Consider the following 15,719-nt stretch of genomic DNA (forward strand, 5'->3'; position numbering starts at 1 on the left):
TCAGCCTGGATCAGCCGTCGACGAAGGGCTGGGCCTCGGCGACGAGATCGTCGAGGTCCATGCCCAGGCTCTGCATGAAGAACGGCGTGAGCAGGTTCAGCGTGTGACGGCACGCCGGGCAGATCGGGAGGGGCGGGGGCGCGGGGAGGCCCTCCGCCTCGCCGGTCAGCGTGAAGGCCTTGCCGCAGTACTTGGCGCACACGCCGCACGAGCCGTTCTTGCAGTCGAGGCGCACGAGGTCCATCCCCGCGCCGCCGATCTGCGCGAGCCACGAGACGTGGCGCTCCTCCCACTCCGCCGCCTCGGCGGCGAGGGCGGCCCGGCCCTCGTCGGTCCAGCCCTCCCGGAGGGCCGTCGCGAACGGCTCCGGGGGGTCGTCGACCCCCCGGAAGCGCTCGGTCCAGCGGTCGATCTCCGCCTGCCAGTCGCGGGGCGTGGCGGTCAGTCCTCGACGAAGTCGACGACGGGGGCGCGGTCGATCAGCCCGGCCTCGTGGCCGCGGCGCAGCAGCTCGGCGACCGCCGCACGGCCGTCCTCGCCGTAGTCGAGGGTCCGCTCGTTGACGTACATGCCGACGAAGCGGTCGGCGAGGCCGGTGTCGAGCCCGCGCCCGAAGCCCTCGGCGTAGGCGAGCGCCGCCTGGCGGTGCTCGAGCCCGTACGCGATGGAGTCGCGCAGGATGCGCGACAGGCGGGGCATGGTGTCGCCCTCGTCCAGGTCGCGGCGGACGGCGTTCGCGCCGAGCGGCAGCGGCAGGCCACCGGTCAGCTCGTGCCACCACTCGCCGAGGTCGATGATCGAGCGCAGGCCCTGGGTCCGGTAGGTCAGCTGGCCCTCGTGGATGACGAGGCCCGCGTCCACCTCGCCCGCCTCGACGACGTCGAGGATCCGGTCGAACGGCACGATCACCGGGTCGGCGATGCGCCCGACGGCGAGCTGCAGCTCGAGGAAGGCGCTGGTCAGGACCCCGGGGATCGCGACGCGCAGGCGGGGCAGCTCGGCCGGCTCGATCCGGGCGTCCTCCCGCACGACCACCATCGGGCCGTACTGCTCGCCCATCGACGCGCCGTGGGGGAGGAGGCGGTACCGCTCCGACAGGTACGCGTAGGCGTGGACCGACACCGCCGTGACCTCGAGGCGCCCCTCGCGGGCCCAGTCGTTCAGCGTCTCGATGTCGCGCAGCACGTGCTCGAACCGGAAGCCGTCCGTCGGGATCAGCTCGTCGGCGAGGGCGTGGAACATGAAGGCGTCATCGGGGTCCGGGCTGTGCCCCAGACGGATCAGGCGGTCGGGCACGCAGGCTCCTCCGGCGGATGGGCGAACCCATGCATCCTACGCCGCCGCCGGCCGTCCACCCGCGCCGCCGCCCCGTGACGCACGTCCCCGCGTCCGCCACGCCGGCGGGGTCAGAAGTAGGTGTCCTCCGACGCCCATGGGGGCGCGCACGCGCACAGCAGGCGCAGGGGCGCGTCGCCCGTCGCGGTGATGGTGTGCCAGGCCCCCGGGGGGATCAGGATCGCGTCGCCGACGCCGACGGGGCGCTCCTCGCCGTCGATCTCCATCAGCCCGGCCCCCGCGACGATGTAGTAGATCTCCTCGCTCACCCGGTGGTGGTGCCGCACCGTCGAGGCCCCGGCCTCGATGGTCGCCTCCGCCAGGCTCTGGTGGGCGACGGGGGCGTTCGAGAGGTCGAGCAGGGAGCGGATCGTGCTCCCGTCGTCCGTCACGAAGGGGCGGGCCTCGTCGCGTGCGCGGATCTCCATGGCGGGGAGGCTACCCGCCGTCGCGACCCGACGACAGGCGGTCGCGGCACGCCGCGCAGAGCGCCCCCCAGCGCACGTCGGGGGTGCGGCAGACCTCGCACTCGGGCGAGCGGGCCTCGGGCAGCACCAGCCGCTCGCCGCGCACGTGCGCCCGCGCGGCCGCCTCCAGGCGGCGCAGCCGGTCGTCGAGCGACATGCCGTGGCGGCGTCCCGTCACCCCGTCGACATCGGCACGGGCGCGGCGGGGGATGACCCCCCGTCGTCGTCCCGGTGCCGGATCACGCACATCCCCTCGCCCTCGGCCGCCAGCACGGCGCCGGGGAGGTGGATGGTCACCACCGCGCGGTACCCGCGGTCGCTCCGCTGCACCAGGCGACCGCGCAGCTCGAGCTCCTCCCCCAGGGGGATGGGCCGCCGGAGCCAGTAGCGCACCTTCGCGGTCATGCCCCACAGGCCGTGGGGGGCCCCGGCGTAGACGAGCATCTCGTCCACGAGCATGCCCACCAGGCCGCCGTGGACGCGGTCGGGGTAGCCGACGTGGGTGGCGCGCGGCGTGTACCGGGCGAGCGCGTCGGTGCCGTCGCGGTGGATGCGCAGCCCCAGGCCGTCGGGGTTCTCCGGGCCGCACACGAAGCAGTGCGGGAACTCGGCCGGGTTGAGGAGCGGGAGGTCGTCCACGGGGGGACGCCATGCTACCGTCCCGCCCGTGACCGCCTTCCTGGTCGTACTCCACTCGCTCAACGCCGTCCTGCTGATCTTCCTCGTGCTGCTGCACAGCGGGAAGGACGCGGGCCTGTCCGGCGCCTTCGGCGTCGGCGGCTCCTCGAGCTCCTACGGGGGCTCCACGGCGATCGTCGAGAAGAACCTGGACCGCGTCACGGTGGCCTCGGCCATCCTCTTCTTCGTCACCACGTTCTTCCTGGCCAAGACCCTCTGAGGGACCGGCCGGACGGCGTAAGGCTGCGTTCGCTGCAATAACGTAAGTCGGTAGTGGCGTTCGCGAGCGCGGGGTGCATGTGCGCGACAGGGAGAGGGTGAGAGGGGCGGCGGCGGCGGTCGTGGCCGCCATCGCGCTGGTCGCGGCGGGCTGCGGCGGCTCCGACGACGCCGAGGCCGCCCGCGGCGGCACCCTCGTCGTCGCCGAGGACCAGGCCCCCGCCAACCTGAACGTGCTGCTCGCCGACGGGGTCTCCGTCACGGGCCAGCGCATCGCGACCAACGTGCTGCAGAACCTGCTGACCGTCGACGAGACCGGCGCCTACGTGCCGCAGCTCGCCGAGAGCGTCCCGTCGGGGGACGACCTCGTCGAGGGCCCGCTGCGGGTCACCTTCCGCATCCGCTCCGAGGCGCGGTGGTCCGACGGGCGGCCCGTGACGGCCGCCGACGTGGCGTTCACCTGGCGGACGATGACCGACCCGGACAACGAGGTCGCGAGCCGCACCGGCTGGGACCGCATCACCGCGGTCACCCCGGGGCGGACGGCCACGGGCGCCGCGTGCGCGCCGGCGACGTGCGTGACGGTCGCCTTCGACGGCGACTACGCCCCCTGGCGCGAGGTCTTCAGCGTCTCCGGCGCGAACTACGTCCTCCCCGAGCACGTCCTGCGGGGGAGGGACTTCGACACGGCCTGGAGCGACGGGGGCATCGTCGGGTCGGGGCCGTTCACCCTCGAGAGCTACCGCCCGCGGGTGCGGGCCGTGCTCGCCGCCGACCCGGACTGGTGGGGCGCCGACGACACCGGCGGCGGGCCGTTCCTCGACCGGATTGTCGTCGACTTCCTCGACTCGTCCGGCGCCGCGCTCACCGCGCTGCGCCAGGGGGAGGCCCAGCTCGCCAGCCCGCCGCCCGACCCCGCCCTGATCCGGCGCGCCCGCGGCGTCGACGGCGTCGAGGTCCAGGCGGTCCCCTCGTCCTTCTTCGAGTACATCATCCTCAACACCGCGCAGCCGCCGCTCGACGACCCCCTCGTGCGCCGCGCGCTCGCCCACGCGATCGACCGCCAGCAGATCGTGGACGTCCTCCTCGAGGACTCGGCGCCGGTGCTGCAGAGCATCCTCCGGCCGTTCCAGCTCGGCTTCACGCCGGCGTTCGCGCGCTACGACCACGACCCCGCCGCCGCGGCCGCCCTGCTCGAGCAGGCGGGCTGGGAGCGCGGGGACGACGGCATCTTCGCCAAGGACGGCCGCCCCCTCGAGATCCCCCTCGTCACCACCTCGGAGGGCGAGCTGCGGACGTCGACCGCCCGGCTGATCGCCGAGCAGGCGGCCGCGGCCGGCATCCGCGTGCGGCCGCAGCCCCTGTCGTCGGACCGCGTGTTCGGCCAGGTCCTCGGCTCCGACGACTTCTCCGCCGTCATGATCGCGAGCGGCGGCCCGGTCGACCCGAGCGTCACCGGCCAGCTCGCGTCGGATCAGATCCCCTCGGAGGAGAACGGCTTCGCCGGCCAGAACGTGTACCGGTGGAGCGATCCCGAGGCCGACCGGCTCATGCGCCTCTCGGACCGCCAGGTCGACGACGCCGCCCGCGCCGCGAGCCTGGAGCGCGTGCAGGAGATCGTCGCCGAGGGGGTCCCCCTGATCCCGCTCTACCAGCAGCCCAACACCGTCGCCTACGCGTCGGGGCTGAGGGGGGTGCGCCAGAACCCCAGCCAGGCGGAGGTCTTCTGGAACAGCGGGGAGTGGTCGCTGGGCTGAGCGCGGGGCCGCGGCCGTGAGGACCGTGGCCGCGGTGGCCGGGCGCCGCCTGCTGACGGCGATCCCCCTGCTCGGGGTCGTCAGCGTCGTCACCTACCTGCTGCTGTCCCGGGCGGCCGACCCGGTCGCACGCCTCCGGAGCATCCCGACCGTCCGGGAGGAGGACCTCCGCCGGCTGATCGAGCAGCAGGGGCTCGACGAGCCGTGGTACGTCGGGTACTGGCGCTGGCTGAGCGGGTTCGTGCAGGGCGACTGGGGCGTCAGCGCGACCAACTCCGGGGTCAACGCGATCGAGCCGGTCCGCGACGCGCTGCCGGCGACGCTCGAGCTGATGCTGCTCGCGCTCGTCGTCTCCGCCGTCCTCGGCGTCGCCCTCGGGGTGGTGTCGGCGACGCGCGCCGGCCGGCCCGCGGACCACGTGCTGAGCGGCCTCGCCTACGTCGGCTTCGCCACCCCGACGTTCGTCGCGGGCGTGCTGCTGCAGCTCGGCGCGGTGTGGATGCGCGACCACGGGTGGGCCGTCATCCCCTTCGCCGCCGGGACCGTGGTGGCCCTCGCCGCGCTCGCGCGGGTCCGCCGCGGCGGGACCGCGTCCCGCGTCGCCCTCGCCGGCGGCGTGGCCCTCGCGGTGGTGTCGGTGCTGCTCTGGGACCGCCTCGGCGGCGACGGCACCACGGTGCTCCACACGTCGCAGCGGTTCTCGTTCGAGAACGAGGGCGACGTCCTCTCGCTCGACCACCTGCAGCACCTGGTGCTGCCGGTCCTGACGCTGGCGCTGGTCAACGTCGCGGTGTGGAGCCGCTTCCAGCGGGCGGCGCTGCTGGCCGAGCTCGACTCGGACCACGTCGCCGCGGCCCGGGCCCGCGGCCTCTCCGAGCGACGCGTCGTGCTCGGGCACGCGCTGCGCAACTCCCTGACGCCGATGGCCACCCTCGTCGCCCTCGACCTTGGGGCGGTCCTCAGCGGGGCCGTGGTGACGGAGTCGGTGTTCTCCTGGCCGGGGATGGGGCTGCTGCTGCGCGACTCTGCCGAGGCGCGCGACATCAACGTGGCGATGGCGATCGTGATGATCGGCGCCGTCGTGATGGTGGTCGCGACCCTGCTGGCCGACCTGCTGCAGGCCGCCCTCGACCCGCGGGTCACGCTCGGACGGGGACGCCGGTGACCCGCCTCCGGGGGATCGCGGCCCGCCTCGGCCCGGCCGGGGTCGCGGGGCTGGTCGTGCTCGCCCTCGTCGCCCTGGCGTGCGTGATCGGCCCGGTCGTGTCGCCCTACGGCCCCGGGGAGATCGACCTCGGGGCGCGCAACCAGGGGCCGAGCGCCGCGCACCCGTTCGGCACGGCCGACCTCGGTCAGGACGTCCTCACCCGCGTGCTGGTCGCCGGCCGGGTGTCGCTCGTCATCGGCCTCGCGACGGCGGCGGTCGCGACGCTCGTGGGGGCGGGCCTCGGCCTGACGGCGGGGTGGTTCCGGGGGCCGGTCGACGCCGCCCTCTCGCGGATCACCGACATGTTCCTGATCGTCCCCGCGTTCGTCGTGCTCATCGTGCTCAGCCTCACGTTCGAGAGCGTCGGCGTGCCGCAGGTGGTCCTGATCCTGTCGTTGCTGTCCTGGCCCCCGCTCTTCCGGCTCGCGCGGGCATCGGCCCTGCGGACCGCCGAGCTGCCGTACGTCGCGGCGGCCCGGGTCGCCGGGGCGGGTGGCGCGCGCATCGTCGGCCGCCACCTGCTGCCGGCCGCCACGCCCGAGATCGCGGCGTTCGCGGCCCTCGCCGTGGGGACGGCGATCCTCTCCGAGAGCGCCCTGTCGTTCCTGTCGCTCGGGCTCGACCCGGAGAAGACGCTCTCGTGGGGCGGGTTGATGATCGGCGCGCCCGACACGATCGAGGAACGCCCGTGGCTGACGGTGTTCCCCGGCCTGATGATCATCGTGACGGTGATCGCGGTCGGCCTCGTCGGCGACGCGGTGCGCCGCGCCGGCGAGCCGCGCGCCCGCGTCGTGCGGGGGGTGCGGCCGTGGTGAGCCCGCCGGCCCTCGCGGCCCGCGGCCTGCGGGTCGAGGGACCCGGCGGGGAGGCCCTGATCGACGGCGTCGACCTGGAGCTGCGCGCGGGCGAGGTGCTCGCCCTCGTCGGGCCGAGCGGCGCGGGCAAGAGCCTCACCGCCCTCTCCCTGATCGCGCTCGTCCCCCCGCCGGCGCACGCGGCGGGTGGGGTCGTCGAGGTCGGCGGGACCCCCCTCCCGACGACCGCCGCGGGGCTCCGGGAGGTCCGCGGCGGGCGGATCGGGTTCGTCCCCCAGGACCCGGCGGCGGCGCTCGACCCGGTCCGCCGCGTCGTCGACCAGCTCGCCGAGACGCTCCGCGCCCACGCGCCCCTGTCCCGGCGGGAGGCGGAGGCCCGGGCGCGCGCGCTGCTCGCGGAGATGGGGGTCGACCGCGACGACCACCCGCACCGGCTGTCGGGGGGGCAACGCCAGCGGGCGCTGATCGCGATGGCCCTCGGGCCGGGGCCGGGGGTGCTGATCGCCGACGAACCGACCGCCTCCCTGGACGCCCCCGTCCGGCTCGGGGTGCTCGACCTGATCGACCGCCGCCGCCGCGACGACGACCTCGCGGTGCTGCTGGTGTCGCACGACCTGGCCGCCGTCGCGCGGATCGCCGACCGGATCGCCGTGATGGAGGGCGGCCGGATCGTGGAGACCGGCACCACCGCGGAGGTCCTCCGGGCCCCGGGCCCCCGGGCGCGGGCCCTGCGGGGGGTGGGGCACCGGGCCGCCCCGCGCCCGCCGGCGCCCGGCGCGGATCCGGTCGTCGCCGCCCGCGGGGTCGCGCGGACGTTCGCGGGGCGGCGGGGGGCGGTCCGGGCGCTCGACGGGGTCGATCTGGTGGTGGGGGAGGGGGAGATCGTCGGCCTGGTCGGCGCCTCGGGCAGCGGCAAGACGACGCTGGCGCGGCTGCTGGTGCGGCTCGACGCCCCGACGGAGGGCGCCGTGGAGGTCGGGGGCGTCGACCTCGGGACGGCGGGGGGCGACGCGCTGCGCAGGGCGCGCCGCACGGTCCAGATGGTGTTCCAGGACCCCTACCTCAGCCTCGACCCGAGGCTGAGTGTCGGCACTACGATCGCCGAGCCCATGGCGATCCACGGCCTCGGGGGCGCCACCCGTGCGGCGCGCCGCGCCCACCGCCGCGAACGCGTCGCGACGCTCCTCGCGGACGTGGGGCTCGACCCCGGCATCGCCGTCCGGCGGCCCGCGGAGCTCTCGGGGGGCCAGCGGCAGCGGGTCGCGCTCGCCCGTGCGCTGGCGCTGGAGCCCCGGGCGCTCGTCCTCGACGAGCCCGTGTCGGCCCTCGACGCCGCCACCGGCGCCCGCATGATCGCCCTGCTCGGCGACCTGCGCGACGCGCGGGGGCTCGCCTACCTGCTCATCTCACACGACCTCGCGACGGTGGCCGCCGTGGCGGACCGGGTCGCGGTGATGCACGAGGGGCGGATCGTGGAGGAGGGGCCGCCCGCGGACCTGCTGGCCGCCCCCGTCCACCCCGCGACGCGCGCCCTGGCCGGGGCGGCTCAGGCGCTCTCGCTCGCGCCGTGGGCCTGACCGGGCTCGACGACCCACGCATACGCCTCGGCGAGTCGCAGGAGGGTCGTCGCGTTCGGGGCCAGGGAGACCTGGGCGCGGATGGCCTCCAGCAGGACCTCGCGGCACTGCCCGGCCGCGTCGGTGGTGTCGCTCATCGCCTCGTCCTCGCTCGATCGGGATGCGGGAGGGCGCAGTCTAGGCGCGCCGGGTCGGGACCTCGCGCCCCCGCAACGGGGTCAGGTGCCCTTTTGCGCGTCCGGCCCTTCCCGTCGGCCGTGGCGATGGGTAGGGTTCCCGCCGATGAACGTCGCCGCGAAATGGGTCGGGAGCGCGATCTTCGTCCTGGCGCTCGCCGTCGGGATCTACCTCGGCGCCGTCTTCCAGGTGTACCTCCTGGCCTGGGTCGTCGAGATCATCGGCCGCATCTTCTAGACGGCGGCGCCCGGCCGGCGGACGCCGGTCGTGGCGGGAGGGACCGCGTCGGGGACCTGCGCCCGGCGAGCGCAGCGCCCGTGGCGGTGTCCCCGCGGGCCCGCGGTGGCAGGATCCGCGCCCCCGGGCGGGAAGTGTCCCATCCCGCTCACGCCCCGGCGCGCCCGGGCCGATAGGAGGGACATGAGACACGCGCTGAACTACCTCGCCGGTGTGCTCGTCCTCTGGCAGCGCTCCTGCTGGCGCTGAGCGCCATGTGACGACCGGGGCCCCGTGGCCCCCTCCCCGGCCGGCCGGGTCGTCCCCCCGGCTCAGCCGCCCCAGCAGGCCGCGAGCACGCGCCGCCAGTTGCCCCACGCGACGGCGGCCACCTCGGTGGCGTCGAAGCCCCCGTCCCGCAGGGCGTCCAGCAGGCGTGGCAGGGCGGCGGCGTCCAGGCCGGCGGGCATCGTGGCGCCGTCGAAGTCGGAGCCGAGGACCACGTGGGCCACGCCGATGCGGTCGGCGACGTGACGCGCGTGGGCGACGACCCACGCGAGGGGCGTGTCCGGGTCGGCCCGTCCGTCGGCGCGCAGGAGCTCCACCGCGAAGGGGATGCCGACGATGCCGCCGGAGCCGCCGATCAGGTCGAGCTGCGCGTCGGTGAGGTTCCGCGACGTGGGGGCGAGGGCGTGCGCCCCGGAGTGCGAGGCGACCAGCGGCGCGCGGTCGAGCCCGGCGACGTCGCGCACCCCCGCGGCGTTCAGGTGGCTGACGTCGACGGCGATGCCGAGGTCGGCGCACCGCGACACGAGGCGCCGGCCCGCGTCGGTAAGCCCCGGTCCGGTGTCCGGCGAGCGGGGGTGCGCGAACGGGACCCCGTGGCCGAACGCGGTCGGGCGGCTCCACACCGGCCCGAGGGAGCGGAGCCCCGCGGCGTGCCAGAGGTCGAGCGCCTCGAGCCCCGGGTCGATCGCCTCCGCCCCCTCAAGGTGCATCACGGCGGCCATCGGCCCGCCGCCGCGGGCGGCGTCGAGGTCGGCGGCCGACCGGGCGACCCGCACGTGGCCGTCGCGCTCCCACCGCAGCAGGCGCCCGGCGGCGGCGGTCGCGTACGGGGCGGCGACCGACGCGCCGACCGCGTCGGCGAGGGGGACCTCCCACCCGCCGTCCCCGTGGGTCACCAGCTCCGCCGCGCCGCCCGGGGACGGCGTGAAGATGGCGAAGACGCCGCCGGCGAGGCCGCCGGCGCGGGCCCGCGGCAGGTCGAGGTCGCCAGCCGCGCGGCCCACGGCGAACCGGTCGGCGTCGTCGCGGGTCAGCGTGTCGTTGTGCCCGTCGAAGACGACGACGCCCCCGCTCCGCATGTGCGGGACGGGGGCGTCGGGATCCATCTGAGGTGCGCCGGAGAGGACTTGAACCTCCACGACCCGAACGGGTCACAAGGCCCTCAACCTTGCGCGTCTACCAATTCCGCCACCGGCGCACGAGGGCCGCGGGAGTATAGCGGGGCGCGGGGCGGCCCAGGCACGCCACCCGTCGCGGGTTCACGTGGGGCCGAACCTCTGGTAGCGTCACGGAACACCTGTTCGCATCCCGGAGGGGGAACCCCGGCATGGACGAGTTGACCGAACGCCAGAGCGCGATCCTGAGCTTCATCTCGCGCCACTGCCGGGACACGGGCTACCCGCCCACCGTCCGCGAGATCGGCCTGGGCGTGGGGCTCGCGTCGCCGTCCACGGTCCACGCGCACCTGGCGAAGCTGGAGTCGGGCGGGCACATCCGCCGCGACCCGACGAAGCCGCGCGCGATGTTCGTCTGCCAGGACGCCGTCGAGGCGCCCGCGCCCGTCGCGGCCGCCCCGCACCCGACGGCCCTCCCGCTCGTCGGCTCGGTCGCCGCCGGCGTCCCGCGCCTCGCGGAGGAGGACGTCGAGGACTGGGTCACCACCCCGTTCGAGGGCGACTTCATGCTGCGGGTCACCGGCGAGTCGATGATGAACGCCGGCATCCTCGACGGCGACCTCGTCGTCGTCCGCCGTGCGGACACCGCCCGCGACGGCGAGATCGTGGTCGGCATGATCGGCGAGGAGGCCACCGTCAAGCGGCTCCGCCGCATCGACGGCCGCGTCCACCTGATGCCGGAGAACGACGCGTTCGAGCCGATCGTCCCCGACGAGCTGACGCTCGCCGGCGTCGTCGTCGGGGTCCTCCGCAAGCTCTAGCCGGAGGGCGGGTCGAGGGCCGGCAGGCCGTCGATGCTCCGCGCGTTGCGGGTGCGCCGGTAGGCGGCGAGGCCGTCCGGTCCCTTCCGCGCCGCCCACCGCTCGAGCTGCGTCCGCTCGGCGACGAGGTCCATGCGCGGGACGGCGTAGCCGCAGGAGTCGGCGATCCGCGCGACCGCGACGCGGATGACCGACCGGACCCCGGGCCGGGTGGTGAACCTCCCGGCGAGGTCGTCGAAGTCGTCGTCCCCCGGCATGACGACCACCCCCGTCCCGTGGAGGCGGATGATGCGGGGCGGGCCGGTGAAGGCGCAGAACATGAGGCACACCCGCCCGTTCTCGCGGAGGTGGGCGATCGTCTCGGCGCCGCTGCCGGTGAGGTCGAGGTAGGCCACCTCGCGGGGACCCAGGACGGCGAACGACCCGGCGAGCCCCTTCGGCGAGACGTTGACGTGGCCGTCGTGCCCCGCGGGGGCGGTGCCGACGAAGAACACCGGCTGCGCGGCGAGGAACCCGGCGAGGCGGTCGTCGATCTCCTCGTGGACGGCGCCCATGACGGGTGAGGGTACCGCGGTCCCCGCGGCTACCGCAGGCGCCGCGCCCGCGCCGGGTCGGGCGTCCCCCGGCGGTCGGGGTGCAGGATCGCCGCGAGGTCCTCGACGCCGTCCACGAGCCGCGGCCCCGGGCGCGCCCACGCGCCGTCGGCGTCGACCGCCCAGACCGGGGCGTCCGGCGGCAGCAGGTCGCGCGCGAGGAGGTCCCTCCCCGCGCCCTCGGCCGCGTCGAGGCCGAAGCCGCAGGGGGCGCAGACCACCACCTCGGGGCCGGCGGCGGCCACGTCCTCCCAGGTGACCCGCGACGACCGGCCGCCGGGGACCCCGAGGACGCACCGCCCGCCCGCGCGCTCCACCATCCCGGGGATCCAGTGGCCGGGCGCGTACGGGGGGTCGGTCCACTCCAGGAGCAGCGTCGCGACCGGGGGTGCCCCGGCGACCCGGGCGGCGACCGCGTCGAGGCGGGCGGTCAGTTCCGCGACCAGGCGGTCGGCGGCGTCGCCCGCGCCGACGGCCCGGCCGATCTCGGCGATCGACGCCATGACCGTCGGCAGGTCGTGCGGGGCGAGCGTCAGGACGCGTCCCGTGCCGCCGAGATGGTGGAGCGCCTCCTGCACGTCGGCGGCGTCGATGGCGCACACCGCGCACAGGTCCTGGGTCACGACCAGGTCGGCGTCGAGCCCCGACAGCGCCCCGGCGTCGAGGTGGTTGAGGTCCTCGCCCGCCGCGACCCGCGCACGGACCGCCGCGTCGATGCCCGCGGGGGTCAGGCCCTCCGGCAGCGAGCTGCCCGACACGATCCGCCGGGTGCGCGCCTCCGGCGGGTGGTCGCACTCGAAGGTGACGCCGACGACGTCGTCGCCGGCGCCGAGGGCGAACAGGATCTCGGTGGCCGAGGGGAGCAGCGACACGATCCGCACCACCCCAGGCTACGCGCTACCCTCCGGGGGCAGGCCAGGCAGCCGCGGGCCGCTCCGGCGGTTCGAGGAAAGTCCGGACACCGCAGAGCAGGGTGCTGGTTAACGGCCAGCGGGGGAAACCCCAGGGAAAGTGCCACAGAAAAGACACAGCCATCGGCGTCCGCGTCGGCGGCAACGGTGAAAAGGTGCGGTAAGAGCGCACCAGCGGTCTGGTGACAGGCCGGCTCGGTAAACCCCACCCGGTGCAAGGCCAAACCGGGACGCCACGGGTTGCTCGCCCAGTCCCAGGTAGGCCGCATGAGGCGTCCCGCGAGGGTCGTCCCAGATGGATGGCTGCCCACGACAGAATCCGGCTTACGGCCTGCTGTCCCTGACGCCCACCTCGGTGGGCGTCAGGCATTTCCGGGGCCGTTCAGCGGGCGGGCGGCGTCCCCTGCGGGCTCGCGCGGAGCACCTGGGCCTGCTCGAAGCCGCGGGCGATCGCGGCCTGGGCGTGGTCGACCGCGGACGCGAGGGCGGGGATGGCGAGGCGCTCGATCGGCACTCCCTCGCGCCGCGCCGACTCCGCCTCCATCATCGCCGCGGCCGCGATGCGGGTGTGCTCCACGATCACCCGCGTGCCGGGGGCGCCCTGCAGGCCGCCGCGCAGGCCCGCGAGCTCCGCGCGCCCGGTGGTCGCGCCCGGCCGGCCCGTCTCCAGCGACGCGGCGAGGACCCGGATGAAGCGGATGGCGATGCGGCGGATGGCCGGCTCGCTCGGGGGAGGCAGCGGCGTCGGCACCTCGGCGTCGTAGCCGGCGAGCACCCGCTCGACGATCGACTCGGTGCGGGCGTTCAGCTCCCGCGCGAGGAGGGGGCAGGCGGGGATGTCCTGGGGGGTGCGCCGCAGGCGCCGCGGCTCCGGGGCGGGCGCCCCGCGTCCGGCGAGCCACTCGCGGAGCTGCTCGAGCTCGAAGCGGCGGTGCCCGCCGACGGTGCGGTGGGACGGGAGGCGCCCCTGGTCGGCCCAGCCGCGCACCGTCGCGACGCTCACGCCGAGCAGCGCGGCGGCCTCGCTCGCCGTCAACGTCCGTGGTCCGCGGTCGCGGTCGGCCCGCGCCGTGCGGGCCCTCGGCCAGCCGTCGTCGTCAGTCATTCCGGGTCACGCAGGTCACTCCGCGGCCTCCGCCGTCGCGTCGTCCCTCGTGCCGTCCCCCGCGGGGGCGGCGGGGAAGGCTTTCGCCCGCGCGGGGCGAAGCCCTGCCACACGATGCATCAGGAAACCCGCCCCCGCCGCCCGTGGCGGGCCGCCATCGCGGCGGCCGCGGCGACGGCCGTGGCGCTCGGGATCGTCGCCGGCCTCGCACTCGGGTTCGACCTCCGCCGCGAGGTGACGCGCACCGCGGCGCCCCTCGCCCGCACGGCGGACGACCTCGCCCGCACCATCGACCCGGGTCGCACCGCCGCGACCCGCGCCGCCCTCGCCGCGTCGGGCGCCGACGCGCGCCTCGTCGGTCCCGCGGGACGCGTGCGCATCCAGACCGGCGACGACCCCGGCGTCTGGGACGCCGCGGGCGCCGCCTGGCCGGGGGCGCTCGCGACGGCGACGGCGTCGGGCTGGACGCTCCGCGACGGCGCGGTCGAGGCGCGCCGGCCGCTGGCCGGCGGCGGCGCCGTCGTGCTCCGGCAGGGCCTGCGCCCGGGCGCCGGCACCATCGGGGCGTCGGCGCTGCCGGTCGGGATCGCGATCGGCGGCCTCGCCCTGCTCGCCGGCCTCGCGGCGTGGCTGCTCGGGGCACGGGCGAACCGCCGCCTCCACGACGCGACCGTCGCGCTCGAGTCGATCGCCGCCGGCCGCCCCCCCGGTGACCTGCCCGGAGGCACCGGTGGGTGGGGGCGCCTCGGCGCCGCCACCGCCGCCGTCTCGGAGCGGGCGCTCGACCTGCGCGCCGCCGCGGAGGCGCGCATGGACGCGCTCGGCGCCGCGATCGCCCCGCTCGCGCACCCCGTCGCCGCCCGCACCCCCTCCGGCGGGCTGATCCGCAACGACGCCCTCGAGCGCCTCGTCGCCGGCCTCACGCCCGCCGACGCGGCGCAGGTCGACGACGCCGTCCGCCTCGGCCTCGGCGCGTCCGGCCCCGTCGCGCGCGGCCTGGCGCTCTCCGACGGCCGCGCGTTCGAGATCGAGGCGTGGTCGGTCCCCGGCGGCCGCGTCGTGGCGGTGGGCGAGCGGACGGAGCAGGCGCGCCTCGCGGCGCTGCGCCGCCAGGTCACCGGCTCGGCGGCCCGCCACCTGCAGGCCCCCGTCAGCGAGATCCAGGCCCTCGCCTCCGACCTCGCCGGCCACGTTCCACCGACGGCGCAGGCGTCCGTGCGGCGCATCCAGGTGGCCGGCGACCGGATGGAGCGCCTCGTCGGGCGGATGCTGCGGGGCACCGCCGACGACCCCCGCGCACGTCCCGTGCAGATGCGCCCCGTCGGTGTGGCGGGCCTCGCCTACGGCCTCGGCGCCGCCTTCGACCGGCGCCTCCGCGACCGCGGCCTGCGCCTCGAGACCGACCTGCCGACCGACCTGCCGCCGCTGCGCACCGACGCGGCGCTCACGCACGAGATCCTCACGGAGCTCATCGCCAACGCCGCGACCTTCACGCCCCGCGGCGGCACGATCACACTCGCGGGCCGCGCCCTGCCGGGCGGCCGCGTCGCACTCACCGTCTCCGACACGGGACCGGGGATGCGCGGCGACGAGCTGCACCTGGTCACGGAGCGCTTCGCCCGGGGCACCGGCTCCAGCGGCTTCCCCGGCGCCGGGCTCGGCCTGGGCGTCGCCGCGGCGCTCGCCGAGCGGCTGGGGGGCAACCTCGAGCTCGCCGCCGGACCCGGCGGCCGCGCCCGCCTCGAGCTGCCCGCCGCCCTCGCCACGCCGGGCGTGGCGCCGGCGGACACCGGCGTCACGGTCTCCGCGGCAGCTCCCGCGCCATGAACGCCGCCCCCGGGGAGCCGAACACCAGCCGCCCCGTGATCCAGCGCCGCCGCCGCCGCTCCATGAAGCCGGCGGTCGCGTAGAGCCGCAGGGCCGGGGCGTTGTCGAGGGTGACCCACAACGTCAGCCGGGTCCTCCCGGCGGCGGCGGCCTCCTCCTCGCAGCGGCGCAGCAGCGCACGCGCCACGCCGCGGCGGCGCGCCCACGCGGCGACGGCCAGCTCGTCGATGTAGGCCTCCTCCGGCTGGATGCGGCCGTGGCCGAGGAAGCTCAGGACCATCACGGCGCGCAGCGCCCGCCACGCGCCGATCGCCGACCGCACCGCCCGCAGGTAGTCGAGGCCCGCGTCCTCCTCGAGCACCAGGTGGACGGCGCCCGCGACGCGCCCGTCGAGCTCTGCGACCCAGTGGTGCGAGGTCCCGCCGCCGTCCACGTCGCTCAGCAGCAGCGCCGCGATCCCGCGCTCCGCGTGCCGCCCGAAGGCGGGCCGGTACTTCGCGGCGAGGGCCTCCGCGGTCAGGGCGGCGACGGCGTCGGCGTCGCCGGGACGGGCGGGGCGCACCAGGGGGACGGTCGGGTCGGCGGGCATCACGACCGATGGTAGGCGCCCG

General features: G+C 76.6%; 19 protein-coding genes, 1 tRNA gene and 1 other RNA gene. 9 read left to right on the top strand and 12 right to left on the bottom strand.

The features are described from left to right. Positions 1-10: 10 nt before the first annotated feature. The 5 genes from IU369_RS04645 to IU369_RS04665 form a co-directional block, all read right to left on the bottom strand. Positions 11-244 (bottom strand): hypothetical protein, encoded by a 234-nt coding sequence (locus IU369_RS04645; protein WP_217923404.1) that lies wholly within the window; start codon positions 242-244, stop codon positions 11-13. Positions 245-441: 197 nt separating this feature from the next. Further along, complete coding sequence (locus IU369_RS04650) at positions 442-1,296, bottom strand: menaquinone biosynthesis family protein (RefSeq protein WP_217923405.1); 855 nt, start codon at positions 1,294-1,296, stop codon at positions 442-444. Between the two features lie 110 nt (positions 1,297-1,406). Next, complete coding sequence (locus IU369_RS04655) at positions 1,407-1,763, bottom strand: cupin domain-containing protein (RefSeq protein WP_217923406.1); 357 nt, start codon at positions 1,761-1,763, stop codon at positions 1,407-1,409. 10 nt (positions 1,764-1,773) lie between these two features. Further along, a complete protein-coding gene (locus IU369_RS04660) occupies positions 1,774-1,980 on the bottom strand; it encodes a hypothetical protein (protein WP_217923407.1) in 207 nt (68 codons plus the stop codon). Continuing rightward, entirely contained in the window at positions 1,977-2,441 is a 465-nt protein-coding gene (locus IU369_RS04665) for a PaaI family thioesterase (protein ID WP_217923408.1), read from the bottom strand. Before IU369_RS04665 ends, IU369_RS04660 begins: the two co-directional genes overlap by 4 nt. Before the next feature lie 28 nt (positions 2,442-2,469). Between IU369_RS04665 and secG the strand changes: the two genes are divergently transcribed. The 5 genes from secG to nikE all read left to right on the top strand — a co-directional run bounded on the left by secG (position 2,470) and on the right by nikE (position 8,055). Further along, positions 2,470-2,700, top strand: a complete 231-nt coding sequence (gene secG, locus IU369_RS04670; protein ID WP_217923409.1) for a preprotein translocase subunit SecG — start codon at positions 2,470-2,472, stop codon at positions 2,698-2,700. 121 nt (positions 2,701-2,821) lie between these two features. Then, entirely contained in the window at positions 2,822-4,456 is a 1,635-nt protein-coding gene (locus IU369_RS04675; RefSeq protein ID WP_217923410.1) for a peptide ABC transporter substrate-binding protein, read from the top strand. A gap of 34 nt (positions 4,457-4,490) precedes the next feature. Next, entirely contained in the window at positions 4,491-5,621 is a 1,131-nt protein-coding gene (locus tag IU369_RS04680; protein WP_217923411.1) for an ABC transporter permease, read from the top strand. After that, positions 5,618-6,478: an ABC transporter permease gene (locus IU369_RS04685; RefSeq protein WP_217923412.1), complete on the top strand. Its 861-nt coding sequence runs from the start codon at positions 5,618-5,620 to the stop codon at positions 6,476-6,478. Before IU369_RS04680 ends, IU369_RS04685 begins: the two co-directional genes overlap by 4 nt. After that, the gene (gene nikE, locus IU369_RS04690; RefSeq protein WP_217923413.1) at positions 6,475-8,055 is read left to right on the top strand and encodes a nickel ABC transporter ATP-binding protein NikE; all 1,581 of its coding nucleotides are present in this window, start codon (positions 6,475-6,477) and stop codon (positions 8,053-8,055) included. The genes IU369_RS04685 and nikE overlap by 4 nt, the downstream gene beginning before the upstream one ends. Here the strand turns inward: nikE and IU369_RS04695 are convergent. Beyond that, positions 8,025-8,192 carry a hypothetical protein gene (locus IU369_RS04695; protein WP_217923414.1) on the bottom strand — a complete coding sequence of 56 codons (168 nt, stop codon included), beginning with the start codon at positions 8,190-8,192 and terminating at the stop codon, positions 8,025-8,027. The genes nikE and IU369_RS04695 overlap by 31 nt on opposite strands. Before the next feature lie 145 nt (positions 8,193-8,337). Between IU369_RS04695 and IU369_RS23540 the strand changes: the two genes are divergently transcribed. After that, a complete protein-coding gene (locus IU369_RS23540) occupies positions 8,338-8,469 on the top strand; it encodes a hypothetical protein (protein ID WP_281426210.1) in 132 nt (43 codons plus the stop codon). Between the two features lie 311 nt (positions 8,470-8,780). Here IU369_RS23540 and IU369_RS04700 read toward each other — a convergent pair whose 3' ends face one another. Then, complete coding sequence (locus IU369_RS04700) at positions 8,781-9,842, bottom strand: dipeptidase (RefSeq protein WP_217923415.1); 1,062 nt, start codon at positions 9,840-9,842, stop codon at positions 8,781-8,783. 6 nt (positions 9,843-9,848) lie between these two features. After that, positions 9,849-9,934: transfer RNA gene (locus IU369_RS04705), tRNA-Leu, on the bottom strand. A 129-nt stretch (positions 9,935-10,063) separates the two neighbouring features. Between IU369_RS04705 and lexA the strand changes: the two genes are divergently transcribed. Then, on the top strand, positions 10,064-10,672 hold the full coding sequence (gene lexA / locus IU369_RS04710; protein WP_217923416.1) for a transcriptional repressor LexA: 609 nt from the start codon (positions 10,064-10,066) through the stop codon (positions 10,670-10,672). Here lexA and IU369_RS04715 read toward each other — a convergent pair. Continuing rightward, entirely contained in the window at positions 10,669-11,226 is a 558-nt protein-coding gene (locus IU369_RS04715; RefSeq protein WP_217923417.1) for a pyridoxamine 5'-phosphate oxidase family protein, read from the bottom strand. The two genes, lexA and IU369_RS04715, sit on opposite strands and share 4 nt — an antisense overlap. A gap of 29 nt (positions 11,227-11,255) precedes the next feature. Then, on the bottom strand, positions 11,256-12,146 hold the full coding sequence (locus IU369_RS04720) for an ABC transporter substrate-binding protein (RefSeq protein ID WP_217923418.1): 891 nt from the start codon (positions 12,144-12,146) through the stop codon (positions 11,256-11,258). 26 nt (positions 12,147-12,172) lie between these two features. Between IU369_RS04720 and rnpB the strand changes: the two genes are divergently transcribed. After that, an RNA gene (gene rnpB / locus IU369_RS04725) (RNase P RNA component class A) lies at positions 12,173-12,518 on the top strand. A gap of 40 nt (positions 12,519-12,558) precedes the next feature. Here the strand turns inward: rnpB and IU369_RS04730 are convergent. Continuing rightward, the gene (locus IU369_RS04730) at positions 12,559-13,281 is read right to left on the bottom strand and encodes a MerR family transcriptional regulator (RefSeq protein ID WP_217923419.1); all 723 of its coding nucleotides are present in this window, start codon (positions 13,279-13,281) and stop codon (positions 12,559-12,561) included. Positions 13,282-13,395: 114 nt separating this feature from the next. On the opposite strand from IU369_RS04730, the gene IU369_RS04735 reads away from it, so the two are divergent. Further along, positions 13,396-15,108 (top strand): sensor histidine kinase, encoded by a 1,713-nt coding sequence (locus IU369_RS04735; RefSeq protein ID WP_217923420.1) that lies wholly within the window; start codon positions 13,396-13,398, stop codon positions 15,106-15,108. Here the strand turns inward: IU369_RS04735 and IU369_RS04740 are convergent. Beyond that, positions 15,077-15,697 (bottom strand): GNAT family N-acetyltransferase, encoded by a 621-nt coding sequence (locus IU369_RS04740; protein ID WP_217923421.1) that lies wholly within the window; start codon positions 15,695-15,697, stop codon positions 15,077-15,079. The genes IU369_RS04735 and IU369_RS04740 overlap by 32 nt on opposite strands. Positions 15,698-15,719: the final 22 nt, after the last annotated feature.

It is taken from the genome of Miltoncostaea oceani (assembly GCF_018141545.1).
Taxonomy (GTDB): Bacteria; Actinomycetota; Thermoleophilia; order Miltoncostaeales; family Miltoncostaeaceae; genus Miltoncostaea; species Miltoncostaea oceani.